This window comes from Caballeronia grimmiae (genome assembly GCF_022879615.1).
In the GTDB taxonomy this organism is placed as follows: Bacteria; Pseudomonadota; Gammaproteobacteria; order Burkholderiales; family Burkholderiaceae; genus Caballeronia; species Caballeronia grimmiae.
The window spans coordinates 859253-884881 of record NZ_CP084271.1 but is presented as its reverse complement, the minus strand read 5'-3'; the positions used below and the strand labels follow the sequence as shown (position 1 = coordinate 884881).

The 25629-nt window shown below is 64.8% G+C and carries 26 protein-coding genes; 8 read left to right on the top strand and 18 right to left on the bottom strand.

The window, feature by feature from the left end:
- Positions 1–15 precede the first annotated feature (15 nt).
- The 12 genes from LDZ21_RS04220 to LDZ21_RS04165 all read right to left on the bottom strand — a co-directional run bounded on the left by LDZ21_RS04220 (position 16) and on the right by LDZ21_RS04165 (position 9866).
- The gene (locus LDZ21_RS04220; RefSeq protein WP_244794353.1) at positions 16–1002 is read right to left on the bottom strand and encodes a MucB/RseB family sigma factor regulatory protein; all 987 of its coding nucleotides are present in this window, start codon (positions 1000–1002) and stop codon (positions 16–18) included.
- 57 nt (positions 1003–1059) lie between these two features.
- Complete coding sequence (locus tag LDZ21_RS04215) at positions 1060–1698, bottom strand: sigma-E factor negative regulatory protein (protein WP_244794352.1); 639 nt, start codon at positions 1696–1698, stop codon at positions 1060–1062.
- A gap of 84 nt (positions 1699–1782) precedes the next feature.
- Complete coding sequence (gene rpoE, locus LDZ21_RS04210; RefSeq protein ID WP_035959593.1) at positions 1783–2382, bottom strand: RNA polymerase sigma factor RpoE; 600 nt, start codon at positions 2380–2382, stop codon at positions 1783–1785.
- A 95-nt stretch (positions 2383–2477) separates the two neighbouring features.
- Positions 2478–2942 carry a protein YgfX gene (locus LDZ21_RS04205; protein WP_244794351.1) on the bottom strand — a complete coding sequence of 155 codons (465 nt, stop codon included), beginning with the start codon at positions 2940–2942 and terminating at the stop codon, positions 2478–2480.
- A 31-nt stretch (positions 2943–2973) separates the two neighbouring features.
- On the bottom strand, positions 2974–4212 hold the full coding sequence (fabF, locus tag LDZ21_RS04200; protein ID WP_244794350.1) for a beta-ketoacyl-ACP synthase II: 1239 nt from the start codon (positions 4210–4212) through the stop codon (positions 2974–2976).
- Positions 4213–4358: 146 nt separating this feature from the next.
- Positions 4359–4598 carry an acyl carrier protein gene (acpP, locus tag LDZ21_RS04195; RefSeq protein ID WP_004197638.1) on the bottom strand — a complete coding sequence of 80 codons (240 nt, stop codon included), beginning with the start codon at positions 4596–4598 and terminating at the stop codon, positions 4359–4361.
- Between the two features lie 240 nt (positions 4599–4838).
- Positions 4839–5579, bottom strand: coding sequence for a 3-oxoacyl-ACP reductase FabG (gene fabG / locus LDZ21_RS04190; RefSeq protein ID WP_244794349.1), 741 nt, complete (start codon positions 5577–5579; stop codon positions 4839–4841).
- A 13-nt stretch (positions 5580–5592) separates the two neighbouring features.
- Positions 5593–6525 (bottom strand): ACP S-malonyltransferase, encoded by a 933-nt coding sequence (fabD, locus tag LDZ21_RS04185; RefSeq protein WP_244794348.1) that lies wholly within the window; start codon positions 6523–6525, stop codon positions 5593–5595.
- 131 nt (positions 6526–6656) lie between these two features.
- Complete coding sequence (locus LDZ21_RS04180) at positions 6657–7646, bottom strand: beta-ketoacyl-ACP synthase III (RefSeq protein ID WP_244794347.1); 990 nt, start codon at positions 7644–7646, stop codon at positions 6657–6659.
- Complete coding sequence (plsX, locus tag LDZ21_RS04175; protein ID WP_035959598.1) at positions 7646–8794, bottom strand: phosphate acyltransferase PlsX; 1149 nt, start codon at positions 8792–8794, stop codon at positions 7646–7648. The genes LDZ21_RS04180 and plsX overlap by 1 nt, the downstream gene beginning before the upstream one ends.
- 138 nt (positions 8795–8932) lie before the next feature.
- On the bottom strand, positions 8933–9112 hold the full coding sequence (rpmF, locus tag LDZ21_RS04170; protein ID WP_035959600.1) for a 50S ribosomal protein L32: 180 nt from the start codon (positions 9110–9112) through the stop codon (positions 8933–8935).
- 133 nt (positions 9113–9245) lie between these two features.
- Positions 9246–9866, bottom strand: coding sequence for a DUF177 domain-containing protein (locus LDZ21_RS04165; RefSeq protein WP_244794346.1), 621 nt, complete (start codon positions 9864–9866; stop codon positions 9246–9248).
- A gap of 375 nt (positions 9867–10241) precedes the next feature.
- Here LDZ21_RS04165 and LDZ21_RS04160 point away from each other — a divergent pair, with 375 nt between their 5' ends.
- Together LDZ21_RS04160 and LDZ21_RS04155 are read left to right on the top strand one after the other, a co-directional pair.
- On the top strand, positions 10242–10877 hold the full coding sequence (locus tag LDZ21_RS04160; RefSeq protein ID WP_244794345.1) for a Maf-like protein: 636 nt from the start codon (positions 10242–10244) through the stop codon (positions 10875–10877).
- A complete protein-coding gene (locus LDZ21_RS04155) occupies positions 10874–11593 on the top strand; it encodes an SAM-dependent methyltransferase (RefSeq protein WP_244794344.1) in 720 nt (239 codons plus the stop codon). The genes LDZ21_RS04160 and LDZ21_RS04155 overlap by 4 nt, the downstream gene beginning before the upstream one ends.
- 3 nt (positions 11594–11596) lie before the next feature.
- On the opposite strand, the gene LDZ21_RS04150 is transcribed toward LDZ21_RS04155, so the two are convergent.
- The 4 genes from LDZ21_RS04150 to rluC are packed head-to-tail and all read right to left on the bottom strand — an operon-like array spanning position 11597 to position 14659.
- The gene (locus LDZ21_RS04150) at positions 11597–12565 is read right to left on the bottom strand and encodes a S49 family peptidase (protein ID WP_244794343.1); all 969 of its coding nucleotides are present in this window, start codon (positions 12563–12565) and stop codon (positions 11597–11599) included.
- Positions 12566–12611: 46 nt separating this feature from the next.
- Entirely contained in the window at positions 12612–13007 is a 396-nt protein-coding gene (locus tag LDZ21_RS04145; RefSeq protein ID WP_244794342.1) for a Rieske (2Fe-2S) protein, read from the bottom strand.
- Entirely contained in the window at positions 13004–13663 is a 660-nt protein-coding gene (locus LDZ21_RS04140) for an HAD-IIIA family hydrolase (protein WP_244794341.1), read from the bottom strand. Before LDZ21_RS04140 ends, LDZ21_RS04145 begins: the two co-directional genes overlap by 4 nt.
- On the bottom strand, positions 13664–14659 hold the full coding sequence (gene rluC / locus LDZ21_RS04135; protein WP_035959608.1) for a 23S rRNA pseudouridine(955/2504/2580) synthase RluC: 996 nt from the start codon (positions 14657–14659) through the stop codon (positions 13664–13666).
- Between the two features lie 893 nt (positions 14660–15552).
- Here rluC and LDZ21_RS04130 point away from each other — a divergent pair.
- The 6 genes from LDZ21_RS04130 to LDZ21_RS04105 all read left to right on the top strand — a co-directional run bounded on the left by LDZ21_RS04130 (position 15553) and on the right by LDZ21_RS04105 (position 23178).
- Positions 15553–19014, top strand: a complete 3462-nt coding sequence (locus LDZ21_RS04130) for an Rne/Rng family ribonuclease (protein ID WP_244794340.1) — start codon at positions 15553–15555, stop codon at positions 19012–19014.
- 196 nt (positions 19015–19210) lie between these two features.
- Positions 19211–20317, top strand: a complete 1107-nt coding sequence (moaA, locus tag LDZ21_RS04125) for a GTP 3',8-cyclase MoaA (protein ID WP_244794339.1) — start codon at positions 19211–19213, stop codon at positions 20315–20317.
- Positions 20318–20398: 81 nt separating this feature from the next.
- Positions 20399–20953, top strand: a complete 555-nt coding sequence (gene mobA / locus LDZ21_RS04120) for a molybdenum cofactor guanylyltransferase MobA (RefSeq protein ID WP_244794760.1) — start codon at positions 20399–20401, stop codon at positions 20951–20953.
- 89 nt (positions 20954–21042) lie between these two features.
- Positions 21043–22347 carry a molybdopterin molybdotransferase MoeA gene (gene moeA, locus LDZ21_RS04115; protein WP_244794338.1) on the top strand — a complete coding sequence of 435 codons (1305 nt, stop codon included), beginning with the start codon at positions 21043–21045 and terminating at the stop codon, positions 22345–22347.
- A gap of 70 nt (positions 22348–22417) precedes the next feature.
- Positions 22418–22693 (top strand): hypothetical protein, encoded by a 276-nt coding sequence (locus LDZ21_RS04110; RefSeq protein ID WP_035959615.1) that lies wholly within the window; start codon positions 22418–22420, stop codon positions 22691–22693.
- A 56-nt stretch (positions 22694–22749) separates the two neighbouring features.
- The gene (locus LDZ21_RS04105) at positions 22750–23178 is read left to right on the top strand and encodes a GNAT family N-acetyltransferase (RefSeq protein ID WP_244794759.1); all 429 of its coding nucleotides are present in this window, start codon (positions 22750–22752) and stop codon (positions 23176–23178) included.
- Positions 23179–23185: 7 nt separating this feature from the next.
- Here LDZ21_RS04105 and LDZ21_RS04100 read toward each other — a convergent pair whose 3' ends face one another.
- Together LDZ21_RS04100 and LDZ21_RS04095 are read right to left on the bottom strand one after the other, a co-directional pair.
- On the bottom strand, positions 23186–24643 hold the full coding sequence (locus LDZ21_RS04100) for a DNA recombination protein RmuC (RefSeq protein WP_244794337.1): 1458 nt from the start codon (positions 24641–24643) through the stop codon (positions 23186–23188).
- Positions 24640–25620: a 2-hydroxyacid dehydrogenase gene (locus LDZ21_RS04095; protein ID WP_244794336.1), complete on the bottom strand. Its 981-nt coding sequence runs from the start codon at positions 25618–25620 to the stop codon at positions 24640–24642. Before LDZ21_RS04095 ends, LDZ21_RS04100 begins: the two co-directional genes overlap by 4 nt.
- Between the last annotated feature and the right edge of the window lie 9 nt (positions 25621–25629).

Genomic DNA, 25629 nt, shown 5'->3' with positions numbered 1-25629 from the left:
AGGCGAGGGATTCGATTACCGGGAAGGCTTGTATTCTATGGTAGAGGCAAATTGCTGCAACGTGCTTTGCGGCACTTCACCGAGCAAGGTAATCCAGAAATCCCCACGGCGCTTCACGAGCACATGCGTCGCGCCGCTATTGCCCGCGCCTTCCTTGCGCGAACTTTTCTCGACCGGCTCGACAAACACGGAAATGGCGGCGAGGCCATCCGAGAATACGGCCTGATCGACGGGAATCGGCGCCTGGCCCTGCTGGCTCGACGCCATCGGCCGGCGCAACTCGCGAATCTTCTTGAAGCCGGGAATGTTCGGCTTCAGTTGCCAGCCCTGCGCTTCCATGTCGACCGGCTGCACGGGCGGCCGCACGATGGTCCAGCCCGCCGTGCTGCGCATGCCGTTCGCAATCGACGTCTTGTCGATCGCCCCGCCGATGCGCACTTGCGAGAACGAAAGCTGCTCCAGCACCTCGCCGTCCGGGTCGAGCGTCTGTGCGCGCAGCAAAAGGCCGGTCTTGGCGTCCGCCCAGAGCTTGTAGGCGAAGCGGTACGCATCCTTCGGATCGAGTTCGATGACCTGGCTGTCGACGCCCGCCACGCGGTCGTTACCGAGCAGCTTCGGCTCGTAGTAATTCAGCACCTGATCCCCGCTCGTCGCGAGTAGCGACGGGAACGAGTCCCGGCTCTGCCGATGCTCCATCACGAGCAGATGCCGCTCCGGGACGAACGTGACCATGTCGTCGTCGTGGCGCAGCATGCGGCGCGGCGCGCCGTCGAGGCTTTCGAGCGATTCGTATTCGCCGTCGCCGCGCGTCGCGACGTGCGTAATGCGCGACGACTGCACCGTCGTGCCGCGCTGATAGACGAACGTGCCCTCGTAGTTCTGCTGCTGGGCCGCGTCGTGGATGCGATTGAGCAGGCTGGCCGCGGTCTTGCGCTGTGCGGCGTCGGTGGTGTCGGCAAACGAACTCGATGCCGCCGACAGCAATGCGGCTGCGCACAACATGAATGCCGGCAGCCGCCCCCAGGTTCTAGTTTTATTCAACCGCACACTTACCCTCGGTTATTGGCCCTGCGAAGTCGCGGCCGCACGAATCAGAGGCATGGAGCCGGGCATCGCAGGTTGCTGCGAGAACTGCTGATGCGCTTCGAGATATTGATCGAGACTCGCGTCGCGGATGATGTTCGCCTCCACAACAGGCGCGGCCGTGCTCACCGCCGGCACCGACGCCAGCGCGACGCGCTGCACCGGCTCCGTCTGCGCGACGCTCGCCACTTGCGCGACCGGCTGGGTGCCGACGCCCTGCAACTGCGGCACGACGATCCACGTCAGCGTCGCGGCAGCGGCGGCCACCGCGAAAGCCGGCACGACGCGCCGGCGCAGCATGCCGCCGCGCGCCTTCTGCGCCGCCGGAGCGAGCACGTGCGCTTCGGCTTCGAAGCGCACGGAGAACGCCGACATGAACGCGCTGCTGCGCCCCGGGCTTTCGACGAGATCGTCGGAGCGCAGGGCATCGCCGATCAGGTGATAGTCGGCCCACGACGCGCGGTCCTGACTCGTCAGTCCCGCAAGGAACTGGCTGATGTTCTTAATTTCGTCGAGCGACTCACCGTCGACGAACGCCGACAAGCGCTCGCCGCGCGTGCCCGCCTGAGAATGTGACTGCGAATTTCCGTGCGCTTGCATCGAGACCGACCCCATGATGCTCCCCAATCCTGTGATACCACCCCGTAGTGACACCAACTAACCCAGATATCGCGTCCCTGTCCCGTGGTTTTTCGCCGCCTACCAGCGCTTGCCTTCGGGAGTGTCCAACAACGGACGCAATTTTGCCGCAATGGCTTCCCGAGCACGGAAAATTCTTGATCTGACGGTGCCGATCGGGCAATTCATCATCTCGGCGATTTCTTCGTAGCTCAACCCTTCGATTTCCCGGAGCGTGATGGCGGTGCGCAATTCTTCCGGCAGCAGCGCCATCGCAGCATTGACCGTTTCGGCAATCTGCTTGCTCATCAACATCGACTCGGGCGTGTTGATATCCCTTAGTTGGTCGGCGTCGGAGAAAGTTTCCGCCTCTTCGGCATCTGCTTCGGTAGAAGTGGGAGCGCGGCGGCCCTGCGTGGCAAGGTAGTTCTTTGCCGTATTGACGGCAATCCGGTACAGCCAGGTGTAGAACGCGGATTCGCCCCGAAATTGCGGCAGCGCACGGTAAGCTTTGATGAAGGCGTCCTGGGCGACGTCCTCGACCTCGGCGGGGTCGCGCACGAGGCGAGAGATCAGTCGAATGATCTTGCGGTGGTATTTGGCGACCAGCAGTTCGAACGCGGCTTTGTCGCCCTTCTGCACGCGCTCGACCAGCACTTGGTCGATTTCTTTTTCGCTCACCTGGAAATCCGTTTGACTTGGGGGCTGTTCGCGGACGGCTATTGTAGCGTTACCGTCTTCGCGTTATCCCCGATGCTCATGCGCCGTTACAGTCGTTACAGGTATGCGCTCGCGGCGCGGCGGGCGCGCACTGCAAGCTGGCGGAAGGTGTCGGAATCGACGGCATCGGCGGCGACGAGCAGCGTGCGCGGCCTGTTTTTCCCCGACGACAAGGTCAGCGCCAGCAGCCGCCCGCCCCATTGCGCGCAGCCGATGATGGAAAAATACTGCGCACCGCCCGCGCGGTCCCAGACGGTCAGGCCGTCCGCGTGCAGCGCGATCGCCGCCGGCTGGCGACGCCGCCAGCGCGACGCTGCGACCCCAAGCAGCGCGGCCACGACGAGCGCCGCGACGGTGCCATCGAAAGCGCCGAAATGCCCCGCGATGCACTCGAAAACAGCCGCGCCCGCTATCGCAATGAACACCACGAGCGCGGCCAGTACGAAACGAGACGGCCGCATCGGGATGCGCGGCAGATTGCCTGCTTCCCGATGCGGCCGATGCTGTTGCGCGCCCGTCATCACGGTCCCCGATCCGCCGAGCGCGTTGCGCTCAGTGACGCTTGAACACGAGCGAGCCGTTCGTGCCGCCGAAGCCGAACGAGTTCTTCACCGCGACATCGATCTTCATTTCCCGGGCGGTGTTCGCGCAGTAATCCAGGTCGCATTGCGGGTCCTGGTTGAAGATGTTGATAGTCGGCGGCGAGATCTGGTTGTGGATGGCAAGCACCGTGAAGACGGATTCCAGGCCGCCCGCGCCGCCCAGAAGGTGGCCGGTCATCGACTTGGTCGAGTTCACGACGGCGTTCTTCGCATGGTCGCCGAGGGCACGCTTGATGCCGATGGTCTCCGCGATGTCGCCGAGCGGCGTCGACGTGCCGTGCGCGTTCACGTAGTTGACCTCGTCCGCGTTGACCTTCGCGTTCTTGAGCGCGTTGACCATCGCGCGGCGGCCGCCGTCGCCGTCCTCGGGCGGTGCCGTCATGTGGTAAGCATCGCCGCTCATGCCGTAGCCCAGCACTTCCGCGTAGATCTTCGCGCCGCGCGCTTTCGCGTGTTCGTACTCTTCGAGCACCATCACGCCCGCGCCTTCGCCGAGCACGAAGCCGTCGCGGTCCGTGTCCCAAGGGCGGCTGGCGGTGGCGGGATCGTCGTTGCGCTGCGAGAGCGCGCGCGCCGCCGCGAAGCCGCCGATGCCGAGCGGCGACACCGTCGCTTCCGCACCGCCCGCGATCATGACGTCCGCGTCGCCGTATTCGATCAGACGCGACGCTTCGCCGATGCAGTGCAGGCCCGTCGTGCACGCCGTAACCATCGACAGGTTCGGGCCCTTGAGGCCGAAGCGAATCGACAGATGGCCGGAGATCATGTTGATGATCGACGCGGGCACGAAGAACGGCGAAATGCGGCGCGGGCCGCGATTGAGCAGCTCGGTCTGGGTGACTTCGATCATCGGCAGCCCGCCGATGCCCGAGCCGACCACGACGCCCACGCGCTCCGCGTTCTCTTCGGTGATCTCGAGACCGCTGTCCTGCATGGCCTGGACACCCGCCGCGAAGCCGTAATGGATAAAGGTATCCATGTGGCGCGCTTCTTTCGCGGGCATGTAGTCCTCGATGTTGAAGCCCTTCACCTCGCCCGCGAAACGGGTCGAGAAGTTCGTGGCATCGAACTTCGTGATATTGGCAATGCCGGACTTGCCCGCCACCAGATTGGCCCAGCCGTCGGCAACGGTATTGCCGACAGGCGAAACGAGCCCAAGGCCTGTAACAACAACTCGACGACGGCTCACGGTAACCCCTTATCCATAGAATGACAAAAAGCAAAAGCCACAGCGGCCACAGGAAACCGCCCTGTGTGCCCTGTGGCTGTTAAATCGGTTTTCGCAGCGACGGTGCTTCAAGCTTGAAAAGCGACGAGTCGCCGGCGCGTCCGGCCTTAGGCCTTGACGTTCGCGCGAGCGTAGTCGATCGCTTGCTGAACCGTGGTGATCTTTTCGGCCTCTTCATCGGGAATTTCCATGCCGAACTCGTCTTCCAGCGCCATCACCAGTTCAACGGTATCGAGCGAGTCAGCGCCCAGATCGTTCACGAACGATGCTTCGTTCTTGATTTCGGCTTCGGCCACGCCCAGTTGTTCCGCGACGATCTTCTTCACGCGCTGTTCGATGTTGTCCATGCAACCCTCCGAGGGAATAAAAGTTCAAAAATACGAGTGCGCGCATTTTATCAGGTTTGGTCCCGCAAAATACGGCGCTTCTGTTCCGTGCTCCGCCGCCTGCTGCGCTTCATCAAGGCGCTCGCGGCGGGTTGCATCGTTTGTTGCGGTCACGCTGTCGACCGTGCGCGCATGGCCGTCAGAGCATTTCGCGCGCCCGTCTGCCGCGCGGATATTAAGCGAATTTCGGCGAAATGCCTATTACATGTACATGCCGCCGTTCACGTGCAGCGTCGTGCCCGTGATGTAACCGGCGAAAGGCGACGCCAGGAAGGCCACCGCATGCGCGATGTCGTCCGGGCTGCCGAGCCGGCCGAGCGGAATCTGCGCGGTCAGCGCGGTGCGCTGCTCTTCCGGCAGGACCTTGGTCATGTCCGTATCGATGAAGCCTGGCGCGATGCAGTTCACCGTGATGCCGCGGCTGCCGATCTCGCGTGCAAGCGCGCGCGTCATGCCCGCGACGCCGGCTTTCGCCGCCGCGTAATTGGCCTGACCGGGATTGCCCGACGACCCGACCACCGACGTAATGTTGATGATGCGGCCGCCGCGCGCCTTCATCATCGGACGCAGAACGGCGCGCGACAGGCGGAAGACGGCGCGCAGGTTCGTGTCGATGACGGCATCGAATTCGTCGTCTTTCATGCGCATCGCGAGCTGATCCTTCGTGATGCCCGCGTTGTTCACGAGAACGTTGAGGCCGCCGAATTCCTTCACGGTTGCGTCGATGAAGGCATCGGCGGCTGCGGCGTCGTTCACGTTCAGCACCGCGCCGCGGCCCTTGCCGCCCGCTTGCGCCAGCGCGTCGCTGATGCCCGCCGCGCCGCCTTCGCTCGTGGCCGTGCCGATCACCGTCGCGCCCTGACGCGCCAGTTCCAGCGCGATCGCGCGTCCGATGCCACGCGATGCGCCGGTGACGATCGCTACCTGATTGTCCAAGTTCATGTCGTTCTCTCTCTTATCCAGCGATCAGTTTGCGCGTTTCCTCGAGCGAAGCCGGATCGAAGATCGAGCCGCCGATCAGATTGCCGTCGATACGCTTCGTCAGCCCGGCGAGCACCTTGCCCGGCCCGCATTCGATGACGTGCGTGACGCCTTCGCGCGCCATCGCCTGAACGCATTCGACCCAGCGCACCGGACCGGCAGCCTGACGCACGAGCGCGTCCTTGATGGCGGCGGGATCGGAGACAATGGCGACATCGACGTTATTGATTAGCGGAATGGCCGGCGTCCTGATTTCGACCTTGGCGAGATACTCGCGCAACTGGTCGGACGCGGGCTTGAGCAGCGACGAATGGAACGGGGCGGACACAGGCAGCGGCAATGCACGCTTTGCGCCCTTCGCCTTCGCCACTTCGCACGCCTTTTCAACTGCGGCCTTCGCGCCGGCGATCACGACCTGCGCGGGCGCATTGAAGTTGACCGCTTCGACCACGCCCGCCGACGCGGCTTCGGCGCACACCGCGCGCACCGTGTCGTCGTCGAGACCGAGGATCGCCGCCATGCCGCCCTCGCCGACCGGCACCGCGTTCTGCATCGCCTGGGCGCGGAAGCGCACGAGCGGCACGGCATCGGCGAAAGCGAGCGCGCCCGCCGCCACCAGCGCCGTATATTCGCCGAGGCTATGGCCCGCGACGAGCGCCGGCGTGAGGCCCGTTTCCGTCTGCCACACGCGATAGATCGCGTAAGCGGCGGTCAGCATGACCGGCTGCGTGTTGGTCGTGAGATTGAGCTCTTCCGCCGGGCCTTCGGCGATCAGCTTGCCCAGATCCTGGCCAAGCGCGTCGGATGCCTGTTGCACGGTTTCGCGCACCACGGCGTGATCGGCGAATGCGTTGAGCATCCCGATCGATTGCGAGCCCTGGCCCGGAAAAACGAACGCGAATTTCATGTCGTCCTCGTTTGAATTGGAATGATCCCTATGGCTACACGGCTTGCGCACGGGCCGCGCGCTCGTGTGGCGCGCGGCGGCTGCCGTAAAGGGGAACAGTTACGAATGAGTAGAGGGGATGGCTGAACGAATCAATAGCGGAAGATCGACGCGCCCCACGTGAAGCCGCCGCCCACGCCTTCGATCAGCACGTTCTGTCCGCGCTTGATGCGGCCGTCGCGCACTGCGACGTCGAGCGCGAGCGGAATCGACGCCGCCGACGTATTGCCGTGTTCGCCGACCGTCACCACCATGCGCTCCTGCGGCAGATGCAGCTTGCGGCAAGTGCTTTGCATGATGCGGATATTGGCCTGATGGGGAATCAGCCAGTCGATGTCCTGCGGCGTCAGTTGCGCCTTCTGCAGCGCCTCGATGGCCACCTTCTCCAGCACGTTCACCGCGAGCTTGAACACCGCCTGGCCGTCCATGTGCAGGAACGCGCTGCCCGCGACCACGCCGCCGTTCACGTTGCCCGGCGTGCAGAGAATGTCCGCGTAGCTGCCGTCCGCATGCAACGCGTTCGCCAGAACGCCCGGCTCTTCCGATGCCTGCAGCACGACCGCACCCGCACCGTCGCCGAACAGCACGCAGGTGGTGCGGTCCTTGAAGTCGAGAATGCGCGAGAAGGTTTCAGCGCCGACGACCAGCGCCGTGCGGTGCATCCCGCTGCGGATGAAGCTGTCCGCCGTCGCCATGCCGTACGCGAAACCGGAGCAAACGGCCTGCACGTCGAACGCCGCGCCATTGTTCTTGATGCCGAGCTTGTTCTGCAGCAGGCAGGCCGTGCTCGGAAACACGAAATCGGGCGTGGAAGTCGCGACGATGATCAGGTCGATCGACTGAGGATCGATGCCTGCGGCCTGAATCGCTTTCTGCGATGCGACGAGCGCGAGATCGCTCGTCGTCTGGTCGGGCGCCGCGAAATGGCGCGCGTGGATGCCAGTGCGCGCGACGATCCATTCATCGCTGGTCTCGACACCTTGCGTCGCGAGACGATCCGCCAATGCCTGATTCGTAATGCGCTCGGACGGCAGATAGCTGCCGGTGCCCAGCACGCGAGCGTAAAGATTGGAGTGAGCCATTATGCCTTCGTGGGTAGCGCGGTGCCGGACGTGTCCGGCGGGTTTGGCAGGGAGTTTGGCTGAGACGCCGCGGCGGCGCCCGCTGAATCGGCGGGGCTGGCGGCATGGGCAGCCGTTGTGCTCGCGCCGGCGTCGCGCGCGGGCTGAGCATTCTCTTCCATCGCGCGCACCAGGCGTTCAAGCACGCCATTTTTTACCGCATCATACCCGCGTTTGATCGCCCACTCAAAACCGTAGGCTTCCGCCGAACCGTGACTCTTGATGACGAGGCCGCGCAAGCCGAGAAGCGCCGCGCCGTTGTATTGCGCGGGATCGACGCGTTTTCTGAAACGCTTGAGCACCGGCATCGCGACGAGCGCCATCAGCTTGCTGGACAGCGAGCGCGTGAACTCTTCCTTGATCATGTCGGAGAGCATCTTCGCGAGACCTTCGGAGGTCTTCAGCGCGACATTGCCGACGAAACCATCGCAGACGACGACATCCGTGGTGCCTTTATAGATGTCGTTGCCTTCCACGTTGCCGTAGAAGTTGAGCGTGCTCGCGCGCAGCAGTTCGCCGGCGCGCTTGATCGTCTCATTGCCCTTGATGACTTCTTCGCCGATATTGAGCAGCCCGATGGTCGGCCGCTCGCGCCCTTCGATCGCCGACACGAGCGCGTGCCCCATCTCCGCGAACTGCAGCAGATGCTCCGGCTCGCAATCGACGTTCGCGCCGAGATCGAGCACGGTGGTATAGCCCTTCTGGCTCGGCATGGCAAACGCGATGGCCGGACGCTCGATGCCCGACAGCGTCTTGAGCACGTAGCGCGATACGGCCATGAGCGCGCCGGTATTTCCGGCGGAAATGCAGGTCTGCGCCTCGCCGTCCTTCACGAGGTTCAACGCGACGCGCATCGATGAATCTTTCTTTTTGCGCAGCGCGACTTCGACGGGATCGTCCATGGCGACCACTTCCGTCGCGGAAACGACCGTCAGCCGGGGCTCGTCGACCGCCTTCGCTTTTTTCAGCTGGGCGCGGATTGCTTGCTCGATGCCGACGAGCATCAGATGCGCGTCGGGATGCGAGCGCACGAAATTGACGGCGGCGGGAACGGTCACGGCCGGACCGTGGTCGCCTCCCATGCAGTCAATGGTTATCTTTACGGTCATGGAAAGCGACGAATTTCAGGCACAAAAAAGCGGCAGTGAAATGCCGCCTTCTTGTCGTACCGGGAAAGTGTCAAAGCGTGCCAGGCGCGCACGGCCGAAGACCGGCAGCGCGCCCGCAGCGATGCGCAGAACGAACGCTTAGTCGTTCTTCGTCTTGACGACTTTCTTGCCACGATAGTAGCCGTTCGGGCTCACGTGGTGACGCAGATGCACTTCACCCGTGCTCGGCTCGACACCCAGCGGAGCCGACGGGAGGAAGTCGTGGGAACGATGCATGCCGCGCTTCGACGGCGACTTCTTGTTTTGCTGAACTGCCATGATTACTCCAGAAAAATTTTGCGAATTCTAACACAGGCCCAATTTCGCGTTCGCGAAGGAACTGCCGGGCCGTCTGGCCAACCGCCTGAAGCGGGAGGTCGCCGTGCGGCCATTGCCTGGCCACACCGCCACATCAATGCTTCTTGTCGTCCGGATCGCTCTTTTTGAGCTTCTCCAGCACGGCAAACGGATTCGGTTTCTCGACGTCGTTCTCGCCGCCCTCGGCCGCCTCGTCCTCTTCGCCGCCCGAGAGCAGGCTCTCGTGCACTTTGGGACAGACGTTGTGCTTTGGCACGAGCGGCAACGACAACAACAACTCCTCTTCGATCAAGTCGACGAGATCGAACTGGCGCGAGCCCACGATCACTTCGACTTCATCGTCCTCGAGCGGATATTCGTCCGCTTCTTCTTCCGTCGCGACGATCCGATACGTCGCATCGACGTCGAGATGCTGCGAATACGGAGAAAGACAGCGCTGGCACATGAGCCACACCGAACCGTGCACCGCGAGGCGCAGATACGGCTGCGGCGCTTCCGTGCCGTCGTCCTGCAATTCCGGCTGGGTCGAACCCTCGCCCTGCCAGGTGAACACCGTGTCGCGATCTGGCGCATCCGCCGGGACTTCGGCTAACATGCGCGGCAATTGCGAAACGCGCAGCGCGCCCGCCGCCTGCCGTTTGTTCTCGGCGCAGTCGTAAAGGTCGAGCGCGCGCAGATCGGCGGGGCTCGCAGGTTTGCCAGGATTCTGAGTCATGTGCGCTCCTGCTTATGCCGTTCGTTAATCTTGCGTGGGTTCGTACGTCTTCTGCATGTCCGGCGCGCCGGACATGCCGTGGCGCTCAGTATGGCACCGTCCGAAGCCGGAGGGCAGGCCTGGCTTGCCCGGATAAGCAACGCGAGGCTCGCATGACTTTTCCGCTGCGCTCTTCCGGCCGGCTTGCGCCTGCTTGGACCTGCTCCGGCCTTCCCGGTACGCTTCATCGAGCGATGACTAACCGCCAGCCGATGAAAAGCCCAAAATCATATAGGCTTTGTTCTTTCGAGTCAAACACTTAAGGGTGCGCCACTGTTGCACCGGCGTCCCGCCGCTTTTTCTCCCACTTCCGCTGACTTCTTGCTGATTTCGCTCATGCCGGCTACCGATTCACCGCCCCTTTCACCGAAGCGTCCAGTGCGCCTGGTTCTCGCGTCGAGCTCGCCCTACCGGCGCGAGTTGCTCGAACGCCTTCGAGTCCCCTTCGACGTCATATCGCCCGATATCGACGAAACGCCGCTTCCCGGCGAAACGCCCGAGGCGACGGCCGTGCGGCTGTCCATCGCGAAGGCGCGTGCGGCGGCGGATCGCATCGGCGATACGCGCGACGCCATCGTGATCGGTTCCGATCAGGTGGCGACGTTCGACGGCCGCCAGATCGGCAAGCCCGGCACGCATGAGAACGCCGTCGCACAGCTTCAGGGGATGCGCGCACGCACCGTCGATTTCCACAGCGCGCTTTGCGTTTTCGACGCGCGCACGGGCGGCGTGCAATCCGCCGACATCGTGACGCGCGTGCGCTTTCGCGACTACACCGACGACGAGATCGAAGCCTATCTGCGGGCGGAAACGCCATACGACTGCGCGGGAAGCGCGAAATCGGAGGGACTGGGCATCGCGCTGCTCGATGCCATCGAGTCCGACGACCCGACCGCGCTCATCGGCTTGCCGCTCATCGCGCTGACGAAGATGCTGCGCGCCGCCGGTTTCTCACCGCTGGAGGCGGCATGACCGGCGTCCTCTATCTGATCCCCAATACCCTCGGCGAAGGCGACGCCGACGCGCTCGCGCAAGTCTTGCCGGAGCCGGTGCGTGCGCGCGCCGCAGCGCTTGGCTATTACATCGGCGAGAACGCGAAGACAACGCGCGCGTTTCTGAAAAAAGTCGGCACCGAGCGGCCGATTCAGGAAATCGAAATCCGCGAGCTGAATGTGAACACGCCGCCCGCCGAAATTGACAAGCTGCTCGCGCCGATTCTCGCGGGCGCGGACGCCGGCCTCGTCTCGGAAGCAGGCTGCCCCGCTGTCGCCGATCCCGGCGCGCTGCTCGTGCGGCGCGCGCATCAGCGTGGCGTGAAGGTCGTGCCGTTCGTCGGCCCGAGTTCGATTCTGCTCGCGCTGATGGCATCGGGCATGAACGGCCAGAGCTTCGCGTTCAACGGCTACTTGCCAGTCGATGCAAGCGAGCGCGGCAAGCGCCTGCGCGAGCTGGAGCAACTGTCGCGCAAGGCGAACCAGACGCAGATTTTCATCGAGACGCCTTACCGCAATCGCGCGATGCTCGACACGCTGATTGCGACCTGCGCGCCGTCGACGCTGATATCCGTCGCGGTCGATCTGACGCTGCCGGGCGAAACCATCGTCACGCGCACGGCGGCGGACTGGAAGAAAGCCGCCGCGCCCGATTTGCACAAGCGCCCGGCGATCTTCCTGCTGCTGGCTTCGTAACTCTCAGCGCAGTTGCGGTTTGCCGCCGAGCGTCAGCGCGCGCACGGCGGCATCGCCGACGGAAGCCCCGAAGCGCCGCACCACGCGCTCGCCGATGCTTTCCTTCTGCGTGTAATCGACGATATCCGGCTGCTTGATGACTTCCCGCGCGACGTAATTCGCGTCGCCGAAACCATCGGCAAGACCGAGCTCCACGCTCTTCTCGCCCGTCCAGAACATGCCGGAGAAGAGCTCCGGATCGTCCTTCAAACGCTTGCCGCGGCCCTGCTTCACTGCGTCGATGAACTGTTTGTGGATTGCGTTCAGCATGTCCTGCGCATGCGCGGTCATCTGCGGCGTCTCGGGCGAAAAAGGATCGAACGCGCCCTTGTTCGCGCCCGACGTATGCATGCGGCGCTCGACGCCCAGCTTGTCCATCAGGCCGGTGAAGCCGAAGCCGTCCATCAGCACGCCAATCGACCCGACGATGCTCGCGCGATCCACATAAATACGATCCGCCGCCGCCGCGATGAAATAACCGCCCGACGCGCACATGTCGTCGACGACGACGTAAAGCGGCGTCTTCGGATATTTCGCGCGCAGCCGCCCGATCTCGCGATTGACGATGCCCGCCTGCACCGGACTGCCGCCCGGGCTATTGATGCGCAGGATCACGCCGGCCGTGCCTTCGTCCTCGAACGCGCTTTCGAGCGCCGCGCCGATGTTGTCGGCGCTGGCGTCGCTGTTGGCGGAGATTTCCCCTTGCAGGTCGATCAGCGCCGTGTGCTTCGCGGTTTTCGATACGTGATCGCCGGTGAAGTCGAACACGCCCCACGCGATGAAGAGGATCACCGCCAGAAACACGAAGCGAAAAAAGATGCGCCAGCGCCGCGCCGCGCGCTGCTCTCGGATGGCGGCGAGCGCAATTCGCTCGAGCGCGTCGCGCTCCCAGCGGTCGTTGCCGCGCGGGTTGGGAGAAAGGTTATCGGACATGCGTGGTCTTCCGGGCGTGCAGCCGCGTCAAAAAGAAAGAAGGAAATCAGGCGGGGCGAAGCGTGTCATCGGGCAGCCAGAAGACCGCGCGGCCTTCCGGCGTTTCGCGCTCTTCCACGCTCACGGGCCGAAGGCGCGCGCCGCGACACGGTCCGCCGACGCATTTGCCGCTGTCGGGCTCGTAGATGGCGCCGTGCGTCGCGCACATCAAGTATAGGCCCGAGCTTTCGAAGAACTGGCCCTCGTTCCAGTCCAGTTCCATCGGCACGTGCGCGCAACGATTGAGATAGCCGTACGGCTTGCCGTCGTAGCGCACGAAGAAGACCACGGCCTCGCCGCTCGCTTCCCTGGCCGCTACGCGCACGCCCGCGCCGCCATCGGCCAGTTCGTCCGATGCGCAGACGCGCACCGCTTCAAGTCCAGGCTGCAGCGATTCGTTCATGCGTGCTCCCGCAGCCAGCCCGCCAGCGACGCGACGCTATCCGCGCAAAAACGCGGCTGCAACGCCGTGAGCGAATTCGCCGGGTGCGCGCCATACGCGACGCCCACGCCCGCCGCCCCCGCGTTGATCGCCATCTGCAGGTCGTGAGTCGTGTCGCCGATCATCACCGTGCGCGACAAGTCCTGCCCGAGTTCGCGCGTGAGTTCGTGGAGCATCGCGGGATGGGGCTTCGAGAAGGTTTCGTCGGCACAGCGCGTGCCGTCGAACAGGCTCGTCAGCCGCGACTGATCCAGCGCCCGGTTCAGACCGACGCGGCTCTTGCCCGTTGCGACGGCGAGAAAATAGCCCTCGTCGCGCAATTCCTGCAGCAGTTCACGCACGCCCTTGAACAGCTCGGTTTGCTGGCCCGTCGTGAGGAAGTGAAAGCGGTAACGCTCCGCGAGACGCGGATAGTCCTTCGGATCGAGCGTCGGCGCGCAGATTTGCAGCGCGTCCTTGAGCCCGAGGCCGATGACATAGCTCGCGGACTCATCGGCCGGAACCGGCAGCCCCAGGTCGCGGCAGGCCGCCTGAATGCTGCGCGTGATGTGGACGGTCGAATCCATCAGCGTGCCGTCCCAGTCGAATACGATCAAATCGAATTGCTGCCGCGCCATTTATGTCTCTCGATTTTTGAGTTGTTCGATAAAGCGCCGGCACTCCGCCGGAAGCGGCGCCTCGAATTGCAGCGGCGCACCCGTCGCCGGATGCGTGATTTTCAGGCGATACGCGTGCAGAAACATGCGCTTGAGCGACGGATTCGCGCTCGGCCGCGCGAGTTCCTTGTTCAGCGGGAAGTCGCCGTATTTGGCGTCGCCCGCGATCGGCAGCCCGATGCTCGCCATGTGCACGCGAATCTGATGCGTGCGCCCGGTCTTGAGTTCGGCCTCGACCCACGCGTAATCGTCCCATCGCTCGATCAGGTTGAAGACCGTGTGCGACGGCAATCCGTTTTCCTGGACGCGCACGCGCCGCTCGCCGTCGGCCGCGACGTACTTGTGCAGCGGCGCCTTCACGATGCGCCGCCGTCCCCAGTCGCTCGGCCAGTCACCGTGCCCGAGGGCGTAATAACGCTTGTCCATGCGATTTTCGCGAATCTGCTCGTGCAGATTGACGAGCGCCGCGCGCTTTTTCGCGAGCATCAGCACGCCGGACGTTTCCCGGTCCAGCCGATGCACGAGTTCCAGAAACTTCGCGTGCGGCCGCGCATTGCGCAATTGTTCGATGACGCCGAACGCGACGCCGCTGCCGCCGTGCACCGCCACGCCCGACGGTTTGTCGATGACGATCATATGGTCGTCTTCGAAAAGAATCGGAAATTCGGCGGCGGGCGCATTGGACGACACCGGCGCTTCGTCGGCTTGGGCGACGCGGATCGGCGGCACGCGCACGAGATCGCCCAGTTCCAGGCGGTACGCGGCGTCGATGCGGCCTTTGTTCACCCGCACCTCGCCGCTGCGAAGAATGCGATAAATATGGCTTTTCGGGACGCCTTTGCAGACGCGTAAAAGGAAGTTATCGATGCGCTGACCGGCGGCGTTTTCGTCGATTTCGATCATCGACACCTGCTCACTTGCGACCGGTTTATGGGATTTTTTGCCTAACTCATTCATTCTGAATATAATTTGCGAGCAGCCTGAAACGGGCGCGGTAGACGAATACCGCAATCGAGATTGTTCAGACTGTTCCGGTGCAAGCAATAAATCATTATTTTACTTGTGCCCAGGGTCGGTTGCTCGCCCGGAAAATAGAGCGACGAGTTGCACGCACGGCGATATCACCGGCAGGGACGGAGCCCACAGGCGCGTTCGGTCGTGTCGATCGCCGACGGTAACGGATTTCTGGTCAAAAAGAATTTCATCGGCGAGAAGCGATTGGCGTCCGGACGTACACCCGGATGCCCGCCCGATTCAGCCCTGCCATCGCGCATGGGGCGAAAACGGCACATCGCGGCTCGCCGGTTTGCGAACAACTGACGACGCAACCCGCTGCTGCGCTGATTCCGGCGAAGCGCGAGAGGCGAAATAAGCGTCGCATGAGGCGAGACACGGCACGCCGCCGGGAGCACCTGGCCTGCGGCGGCCGGCGCGGCATGGCCGCGATGGTGAAGATGGGCAACGAAGCATCGCGCCGGTTGCGCGGGACTGCCTCGGCCGCTCTTTGCATCGTGGTCGCCGTCGGGAGGAAGAAAGGCTCTGTATCAAGAGCGCAGCGGCTTCGGCGCGTCCATTTTGAGACGCGGAACCTCCGCGCCGCCGTCATCCTCGCGCGGGCTGCATCGCCCTCGGCGCCTCTGTTGTCGCATGTGCCCCATGGCTTCGCCGCCGCTTTCCGGCGCCGCAGCCAGCTTTCGGCAATTCTCCCGCCAGAAATTCCGCTCCAGCGTGCTTTGTGACAACACACAAAAAGCGTGGCATGCACGCCCTCCCGCTTCGCGCGCCCGATGTCGACTCACCGGCGGCGATTCGCAAGACGAGGGACGGCAGAGCTGCTCTGGAGCCGTTCAATGAAACGCATGCTGTTCAATGCGACGCAGCAGGAAGAACTCCGCGTCGCCATCGTCGATGGGCAGAAGCTCATCGATATCGACATCGAAACCGCCGGGCGCGAACAGCGCAAGGGCAACATCTACAAGGGAGTCGTCACCCGCATCGAGCCGTCGCTCGAAGCCTGCTTCGTCAACTACGGCGAGGATCGCCACGGCTTTCTGCCGTTCAAGGAAGTCGCCCGCCAGTATTTCCGTGATGGCGTCGACATGCGCTCCGCGCGCATCCAGGACGCGCTGCGCGAAGGCCAGGAACTCATTGTTCAGGTCGAAAAGGAAGAGCGCGGCAACAAGGGCGCGGCGCTGACCACGTTCATTTCGCTGGCCGGCCGTTACCTCGTCCTGATGCCCAACAATCCGCGCGGCGGCGGCGTGTCGCGCCGGATCGAAGGCGACGAGCGGCAGGAACTGCGCGAAACCATGGCGCAGCTCGACTTGCCGGAAGGCATGAGCATCATCGCGCGCACGGCGGGTATCGGCCGTTCGGCGGAAGAGCTCCAGTGGGACCTGAACTACCTGATGCAGCTGTGGCGCGCGATCGAAGCTGCGTCGCAGAGCGGCGTCGCCGGCCAGCCGATGCTGATTTATCTCGAATCGAGCCTCGTCATCCGCGCGATTCGCGATTACTTCCAGCCGGACATCGGCGAAATTCTCATCGACACGACCGAAATCCATGACCAGGCGCGCGCCTTCATGGACATCGTGATGCCCGACAACCTCTCGAAGGTGAAGCGCTATCACGACGACGTGCCGCTTTTCTCGCGCTTCCAGATCGAGCATCAGATCGAAACGGCGTACTCGCGCACGGTGCCGCTGCCGTCGGGCGGCGCGATCGTGATCGATCACACCGAGGCGCTCGTCGCCATCGACGTGAACTCGGCCCGCGCGACCAAGGGCGCGGACATCGAAGAAACCGCCACGCGCACCAATCTCGAAGCCGCCGACGAAGTCGCGCGCCAGTTGCGCCTGCGCGACCTCGGCGGTCTGATCGTGATCGACTTCATCGACATGGAGTCGGCGAAGAGCCAGCGCGAAGTCGAGCAGCGCCTGAAAGACGCGCTGAAACACGACCGCGCACGCGTTCAGATGGGCAAGATTTCGCGCTTCGGCCTGATGGAACTGTCGCGCCAGCGTCTGCGTCCGGCACTGTCGGAAGGCAGCCACGTGACCTGCCCGCGCTGCAACGGAACGGGCCACATCCGCGATACCGAATCGTCCGCGCTGCAAGTGCTGCGGATCATTCAGGAAGAAGCGATGAAGGAAAACACCGCGGCAATTCACTGCCAGGTGCCGGTCGAAGTGACCGCCTTCCTGCTCAACGAGAAGCGCTCGGAGATCAACAAGATCGAGTCGCGCTTCAAGGTCAATGTCGTGCTGATCCCGAACAAGCATCTGGAGACGCCGCATTACAAGCTGGAACGTCTGCGTCACGACGATGCCCGCCTCGACGAGCCGCGCTCGTCGTGGAAGATGGCCGTCGAAGCGGCGAGCGAACTCGAGTCGGAAACCGGCTACAGCAAGCGCAGCGAGGAAGTGAAGCCGAAGCAGGAAGCGGCGGTCAAGGGCATCACACCGGAAAAGCCGGCGCCGAGCGCGCCGGTGAAGCCCGCGCCTGTCGAAGCCGTGGCCCCCGCGCCCGCGCCGGCCCCGGTTGCGGCGAGCGGCGGTTTCATCGGCTGGATCAAGAATCTGTTCGGCATTCAGCCGGAAGCGAAGCCGGCTCCAGCACCCGTCGAAGCTCAACCGGCGACGCGTCCGCAACGTGAACGCACGGAACGCGGTGAGCGTGGCGAGCGCACGGGCGGCGGCGACCGCAATCGCAATCGCCGTGGCGGCGCCGCACGCGAAGGCGCGGCGGCGGGCGCCGCTGGCGCCGCGACCGGCGGCAATGGCGCTGGCCGTCAAGGCGCGCGTCGTGAAGACCGCGAAGTGCGCAGCGGACGCGAAGGCCGCGAGCTGCGTGAAGTGCGCGAGCCGCGCGAAGCACGCGAGGCCCGTGAACCGCGTGAAGCACGCGAACCGCGCGAAGTGCGTGAACCGCGCGAGTCCCGCGAGCCGCGTGAGGCGCGCGAGCCGCGTGAAACCCGCGAACGCGGACAGGATCGCAACGCCGAACGCGCAGCGCGTCCTGAAGCCGCCGAGCGTCCGGAACGCCGTGAGCGTGCGGAGCGTCCCGAGCGTGCGGAGCGTGCGGAACGCGGTGAGCGCGTCGAACGTACGGAACGCACGGAGCGGACGGAACGAGCCGAGCGCACCGAAGGAGCCGAGCGCGCGCAACGCCCTGAGCGCGCCGAGCGTCCGGAGCGCGGCGAGCGCCGCAAGCCTCAGCCCGAAGCAGCCGTCGAGGCGCTGACGCCGTCCGAGCCGATTGATTCCGATATCGTCGATGCAGCGCAATTCAACGCCGATGCCGAGCAAGGCGTCGACGCGTTCGCCGATCAGGCCGCAGCACGCGATGGCGAAGAGCGCCGCCGCCGCCGCCGTGGCCGTCGTGGCGGCCGCCGCGATCGTGACGAAGAAGGCACGACGGTGAATCACGCCGCCGATGTCGCGGAAGCCGAAGGCGCAGCCGACAGCATGTCCGCGCAAGCCGGCGTGTTCGACGCCGAAGCCGCGCAGGAAGCGTCCGCTCGCCGCGAACCGCGTCCTGCCGCCGCCGACAAGCCGGTTACGGAAAGCCGCGACGTGAAGCCGGTGGAATCCGCGCCGGTCGTCGCCGAAGTGCCGCCCGCACAGGCCGAGGCTGCGGCTGAGGCAAACGCCGAAACGAAGCCTGAGACGAAGCCGGAACCGGCGCAAGCGCCGCAAGCCGTCGCGTCGACGGTGGACATCTTCGCGAAGCCCGCGCCCGCTGTGGCAGTCGAAAACCCGTTCGGTCCGACGCCGCACGTGTCGGAAACGAAGCCGGCCGACCCGTTCGCCTCTGCTCCGGCAGAAGCGTCCGTGCCTGCTCAGGCGGCCGCCGAAGCCGAACCGGAAGCTGCGGAGCTGTCGCAACCGCTGAAGCCGGCGGCCATCGCGAGCACGCCGGAAGCGACCGCAGTCGAGCCGGTCAAGGCCGAACCGGCAGCGGCAGCGACGGAGCGCGCGGAACCCGTGGCGATCGAAGCCGAGCCGGTGAAAACGGAAGCGGTCGAACCGACGCCGGCCGCCACGGCGGTATCGGCTGCAACGGCTGCAACGCCCGCGCCGACGGAAAAGCCGGCAGCGCCGGCAACGTCGACGGGAACGGACGCCCTGAAGCCGATGCTCGAAACCGCTGGCCTCGTGTGGGTCGGCACGGACGCGAACAAGCTGCGCGAAGCAAGCGCCGCAGCCGCGAGCGAGCCGCAGCCGGCGCGCGTGCCGCGCGAGCGCAAGCCGCTCCCGCCGCTCGACTCCGCGCCGATGCAGCAAGTGGAAACCGGCAAGGACGCGCACTGAGCGCAATCACGCCGCCGGCAACGCTGGCTGTGTGAGCAGTAACGAAAACGCCATCGATTTCGGTCGATGGCGTTTTTTATTGCGCAGCGATAGTGGAAAGCCCGAGCCGACGCGTCGCGGGCGGCGCCGACCCGGCAGGCGCGCTTCCGCTAAAATGAAACAATTCCGCATCGTTCCCACCGAGCTCCAACGCCTTATGTCCCGACGCATCATCCCTCTCGCCGATGTCAGCGCGATTCCGGATTACTCCGGCGATGCATCGTCGCCTTCCGGGCTGCTGACGGACACGCTCGCGCGCCCCTTGCGCGACTTGCGCATATCGGTGACGGACCGGTGCAACTTCCGCTGCGTCTACTGCATGCCGCGCGAAGTATTCGACAAGGATTACCAGTTTCTCCCCCATTCGGCGCTGCTGTCGTTCGAGGAAATCGAGCGGCTCGCGCGGGTGTTCGTCGCGCATGGCGTCGAGAAAATACGGCTCACGGGCGGTGAACCGCTGCTGCGCAAGAACCTTGAATTCCTGATCGAACGCCTGGCGCTCCTGCACACTCCAGAAGGCCGCCCGCTCGACATCACGCTGACCACCAACGGTTCGCTGCTCGCGCGCAAGGCCCAGTCGCTCAAGGATGCGGGCTTGTCGCGCGTCACCGTCAGTCTCGACGCGCTCGACGATGCGCTATTTCGCCGCATGAACGACGCCGATTTCGCCGTCGCCGACGTGCTCGACGGCATCGCGGCCGCGCAAGCGGTGGGACTCGCGCCAGTCAAGGTCAACATGGTCGTCAAGCGCGGCACGAACGATCAGGAAATCGTCCCGATGGCGCGGCACTTCAAGGGAAGCGGCGCGATTCTGCGGTACATCGAATACATGGATGTCGGCGCGTCGAACGGCTGGAACATGAGCGAAGTGCTGGCGTCGGCGCAGGTCGTCGAGCGAATCGAGGAGCATTTTCCGCTCGTGCCGCTCGAAGCACACACCGCCGCTGAAACGGCGCAGCGCTGGGGTTATCGCGATGGCGGCGGCGAAATCGGCGTCATTTCGAGCGTGACGCGTGCGTTTTGCGGCTCGTGCACGCGCGCGCGGCTGTCGACCGAAGGCAAGCTGTACCTTTGCCTCTTCGCGACGGCCGGCCACGATCTGCGCGGACTCATCCGCGGCGGCGCAAGCGACGAGACCGTCGCGACCGCTATCGCGCGCGTCTGGGAAGCGCGCGGCGACCGCTACTCGCAGTTGCGCGGCAGCGCTTCGGCGGCGGTGCGCGAAGACGGGCCGCGCGTCGAAATGTCGTATATCGGCGGCTGAACGGACGCGCCGCTCGTGAGTGTCCGCACTTCCCGCTCCGATATCACCGGTCTCGTGCTCGCGGGCGGACGAGGCTCGCGCATGGGCGGCGTCGACAAGGGCATGCAGTTGTATCGCGACGAGCCGCTCGCGCTGCACGCGCTGCGCAGGCTCGCGCCGCAAGCCGGCGCGATGCTCGTCAGCGCGAACCGCAACATCGAGGCGTACGAGCGGCTCGTTGCACCGTTCGATGCCCGCGTGATCACCGATACGCTCGGCGACTATCCCGGCCCGCTCGCGGGTATCGCGGCGGGCTTGCGTGCCGCGCAGACGCAGTTCGTGCTGACCGCTCCGTGTGATGCACCTTTCGTCGATGAGCGGCTCGGCCTTTTGCTCGCACGCGCACTCGACGAGGCGCAAGTCGATATCGCCTATGCCGCGACGACGGAGCCTTCGGGCGAGCGCATCGCGCATCCGGTTTTCGCGCTCGTGCGCGCGTCCCTCGCCGACGATCTCGACGCCTGGCTCGCATCCGGCGAGCGCAAAGTGCGCGCGTGGTACGCACGCCACAAGGCGGTGCAAGTGCCATTTGACGATGACCGTGCGTTTTACAATATCAATGATTTGCGCCAGCTAGCGGAGCTGGAGCGCCGCTAGTCGAAGACATCGGCGCCCGCTTGTCCCGCTTGCCCCGGCATCTTCGCAACCGGTCCCTCGCCCGCGTTCGTCGCGCCTCTCTCCGATTCATGATCACGTTGAAGCCACTTTCCGGTTGCGTCGCTCATTACGATCCGAACGCGTTGCCCGTCGAAGCAGCGCAGGAAATCGTGCGTCAATGGGCGTTGCCGCTTGCGCACGACGGGCGCGTGGAGCGGGTCAGCCTGTTCGATGCGCTCGACCGCGTGCTCGCGGAAGACGTGATTTCGCCCATCGATGTCCCCGCCTTCGACAACTCCGCGATGGACGGTTACGCGTTCTCCGGCGCGGCGCTGGCGTCCGCGCGGGAGACCGTCGAATTGAGCGTCGCGGGTGCCGCGCTCGCCGGGCAGCCCTTCACCGCGCAGCCAACTGACGGTCAATGCGTGCGCATCATGACGGGCGCGCTGATGCCGCCCGGTTGCGACACGGTTATCCAACAGGAACTCGTCACGCGCGAAGGCGATTCGATCCGCTTTGCCGCTGCCGCCGTGCGCGCGGGCCAGAACCGGCGGCTGTCGGGAGAAGATCTCGCACGCGGCAAACCGGCGTTGCGCCCGGGCCGCGTCGTGCGCGCGTCGGATCTCGGCTTGCTCGCATCGCTTGGCATCGCGGATGTGGCGGTGAAGAAGCGCGTCGTCGTCGCGTTTTTCTCGACCGGCGATGAATTGCGCTCGGTCGGCGAACCGCTGACGCCAGGCAGCCTCTACGACAGCAACCGCTACACGCTCTTTGCGATGCTCCGCCGCCTCGGCGTCGAGACGGTCGATCTGGGCATCGTCCGCGACGATCGTGCGTCGCTCGAAAGCGCGCTGCGCCGTGCGACGGAAGCGGCGGATGTCGTCATCAGTTCGGGCGGCGTATCGGTCGGAGATGCGGACTTCACGCGCGAGTTGATGAATTCGCTCGGCGACGTCGCGTTCTGGAAGATCGCGATGCGCCCCGGACGGCCCCTCGCGTTCGGCCGCCTGTGGTCGGGCGAGCGCGCGGGTGCGGGCAAGCCGGCGCTGTTCTTCGGACTGCCGGGCAATCCGGTCGCGGTCATGGCGACGTTCTACTTCATCGTGCGCGAAGCGCTGCTCGCGATGTCGGGCGCGACGCAGCAAACGCTGACGACCATCCGCGCGCGTTCGGACGAGCCGCTCAAAAAGCGCTCAGGCCGCACCGAATTTCAGCGCGGCATCGCGACGCGTGACGACGCCGGCCTCTGGCGCGTCGTCACCACCGGCCCGCAAGGGTCGGGCGTGCTCAGTTCGATGAGCGAAGCAAACTGCTTCATCGTACTCGAACACGACCGCGCCGACGTCGCCGCCGGCGACGAAGTGAACATCGTTCCCTTCGACGGACTCATCTGACGGCGGGCAAGACTGGCACGCGCCGCCGCGGCACTCACTCCCAATCATCGACAGACGGGGCTTTCCTTTCATGAAAAAGCAGATTTCTTTCATCGCGCCGGGGCAGACCGCGAAGGCGCTGATCCTCGTGTACCTCACGTTCAGCGTGCCGATCGTGCTGCTCGGCGTGGTGGTCGCGTTCGTGCGATACGGCTCCGTCGAATTCAGCACGGTCACGAGCGCCCTGCTGCTGAACGCGATTCTCGGCTTCATCCTGCTATGGATCGCGTGCCACGCGTACAACTGGGTGGCGTCGCGCTTCGGCGGCATCGAGATCGTGTTGTCCGACGCGCCGGAGGAAGCGTGAGCGCCGCGTCGATCCGCGCGGCCACACCCGCCGATGTGAGCGCGGTCTTCGCGCTGATGTACGAACTGGCCGAATTCGAGAAACTCACGCATCTCTTCGTCGCGACCGAAAGCAGCCTGCACGACGCGCTCTTCGGCACCCGGCCTGCAGCGGAAGCGCTCGTTGCGGAACAGGCAGGCGAAGTCGTCGGCTATGCGCTTTTCTTCCACAACTTCTCGACCTTCCTCGCGAAGCGCGGCCTCTATCTGGAAGACCTGTACGTGCGCCCCGCGCTGCGCGGCAGCGGCCTCGGCACGAAGCTGCTTAAGAAGCTCGCCGCCCTCGCGGTCGAACGGCAGTGCGGACGATTCGAGTGGTCGGTGCTCGACTGGAATCAGAACGCGATCGACTTCTACGAGAAGATGGGCGCGACCGTGCTGCCCGACTGGCGCGTCGTGCGCGTGACAGGCGATTCGTTGAATCGCCTCGCCAACGCAGCGGATTGAACGCCGCTCAGACTTCGTCGTCGCTTTCGGGCGACGACGCATCCCCAAGCAGCCCCGCCGCCTGTTCGTGCGGCAACGCTTCGACGTCGCGCAGGCGCTTGCCCATCTGACGCGTGCGCGTCTGCGCCGCCTCGATCGACCGCGTGACGGTTTCCAGCTGCGCCTTCGTTTTCGCCAGCACGTCGCCGAACTTGCCGAATTCCGTCTTGACCGCGCCGAGCACTTGCCACACCTCGCTCGAACGCTTCTCGATGGCAAGCGTCCTGAAGCCCATCTGCAGGCTGTTGAGCAACGCGGTCAGCGTCGTCGGACCGGCGATCGTCACGCGATGTTCGCGCTGTAGAAAGTCGCTCAGCCCCGGACGACGCAGCACTTCCGCATACAGACCCTCGGTCGGCAGGAAGAGCAAGGCGAAGTCGGTCGTATGCGGCGGCGCGACGTACTTCTGCGCGATGACCTTCGCCTCGGCGCGCAAGCGCCCTTCCAGCGCACGCGACGCCTCTTCCACCGCAACCGGGTCCGCGCGCTCCTGTGCATCGATGAGGCGCTCGTAGTCCTCTCGCGGAAATTTCGCGTCGATCGGAAGCCACACGGGCGTGGCGACATCGCCGGATGAACCCGCTACACCGGGCGCGTCGTGCCGGCCCGGCAGCTTGATCGCAAACTCGACGCGCTCGGTGCTGTTCGGGATCGTCGCGACGTTCTTCGCGTACTGATCGGGCGTCAGCAACTGCTCCAGCAACGATTCGAGTTGCACTTCGCCCCAGATGCCGCGCGTCTTGACGTTGGTGAGCACCTTCTTGAGATCGCCGACGCCCGCTGCCAGCGATTGCATCTCGCCAAGTCCGCGATGCACCTGCTCCAGCCGCTCCGATACCAGCCTGAACGATTCGCCGAGCCGCTGCTCCAGCGTCGCGTGCAGCTTTTCGTCGACGGTGCGGCGCATTTCGTCGAGCTTCGCGGCATTGTTCGCTTCGATGTCCTTGAGACGCGCTTCGAGCGTCGCGCGCACTTCGGCGAGCCGGCGATCGTTCGTCTCGGACATTTGCGCGAGATGCAGCGTCATCGAATCGGCGAAGCGCTTGAGCGCGTTGCCCTGATCCTCGCGCGCCTGCTGACTTTGCTGGGCGAGTTGCTGCGCGAGCGCGTCGAACTGCGCGTTCTGCACGCTCGACGTGCTCGCCAGTTGCGTCGCCAGCGTCTGATGGAACTGCGCGAAGCCGCCCTGCGATTCCATCCGCGATACGCGCGCGCTCTCCGCGATGTCGCCGCGCAAGCCGCGTTCGAGCCGCTCCTGCGCGCGCGCGTGCGCTTCGCCCATGTCGTTGACGCGATCGGTGAGCGCGGCGAACTCCTCTTCGATATCGACGTTCGATCCGCGCCGCATCATCGACAGCAGCGCGAACAGCACGATGACCAGCGCCACCGCCAGCACGGCGACCGCGCCATACAGCACTTCGATCATTTCGCGAGCACACCAGGGTTGATCGGATTCGGCGGATTGCCGGCGCGCGGCCCTTCGCCCAATGCGGCGATCAGGTTGTCGGCGGCGAGATTGGCCATCGCGCGGCGCGTCGCTTCGGTCGCGCTCGCGATATGCGGCGTCAGCACGACGTTCTCCAGCGCGAGAAAACCGGGATGCAGATTCGGCTCGCCTTCGAACACGTCGACGCCCGCCGCCGCGATGCGCTTTTCGCGCAGGGCTTCGATCAGCGCGGCATCATCGACGATCCCGCCGCGCGCGATGTTCGTCAGCGTCGCCGACGGCTTCATCAGAGCGAGTTCGGCCGCGCCGATCGTGTGATGGCTTTCCTTCGAATACGGCACGACGAGCACGACATGATCCGCGCGCTTCAGCAGGTCTTCCTTCGACGCATACTCGGCGTTCAGTTCGGCCTCGATCTCCGGCGCGACGCGCGAGCGGTTGTGATAGATCACGCGCATGTTGAAGCCGCTTGCCCGCCGCGCGAGCGCCTGCCCGATGCGTCCCATGCCGATCACGCCGAGCGTCGAGCCGTAGACGTCCGCGCCGAGGAAGGAATCGAACGACCACTTCTGCCACTTGCCCGCGCGCAGAAAGTGCTCGGACTCGGTGATGCGGCGAGCCGCCGCCATCATCAGCGCCCAGCCGAAGTCGGCCGTGGTTTCGTTCAGCACGTTCGGCGTGTTGGTGCCGAGCACCTTGTGCGCGTCGAACGCCTGCATGTCGAAATTGTTGTAGCCGACCGCCATGTTGGCGACCACTTTCAGGTTCGGCGCGCCCGCCAGTTCCTTCTCGCCGACCATCTCGCCGGCCGTGAACGCGCCGTCCTTGTCGGCAAGACGCCGCGCGAACTCGTCTTGCGCAAGCACGTCGCCCGGGTTCAGATCGACTTCGAAATACTGCTTCAGGCGCTCGATCACATCGGGAAAGGTGGGACGTGCGACAAGTACCTTCTTCATCGATTGCTC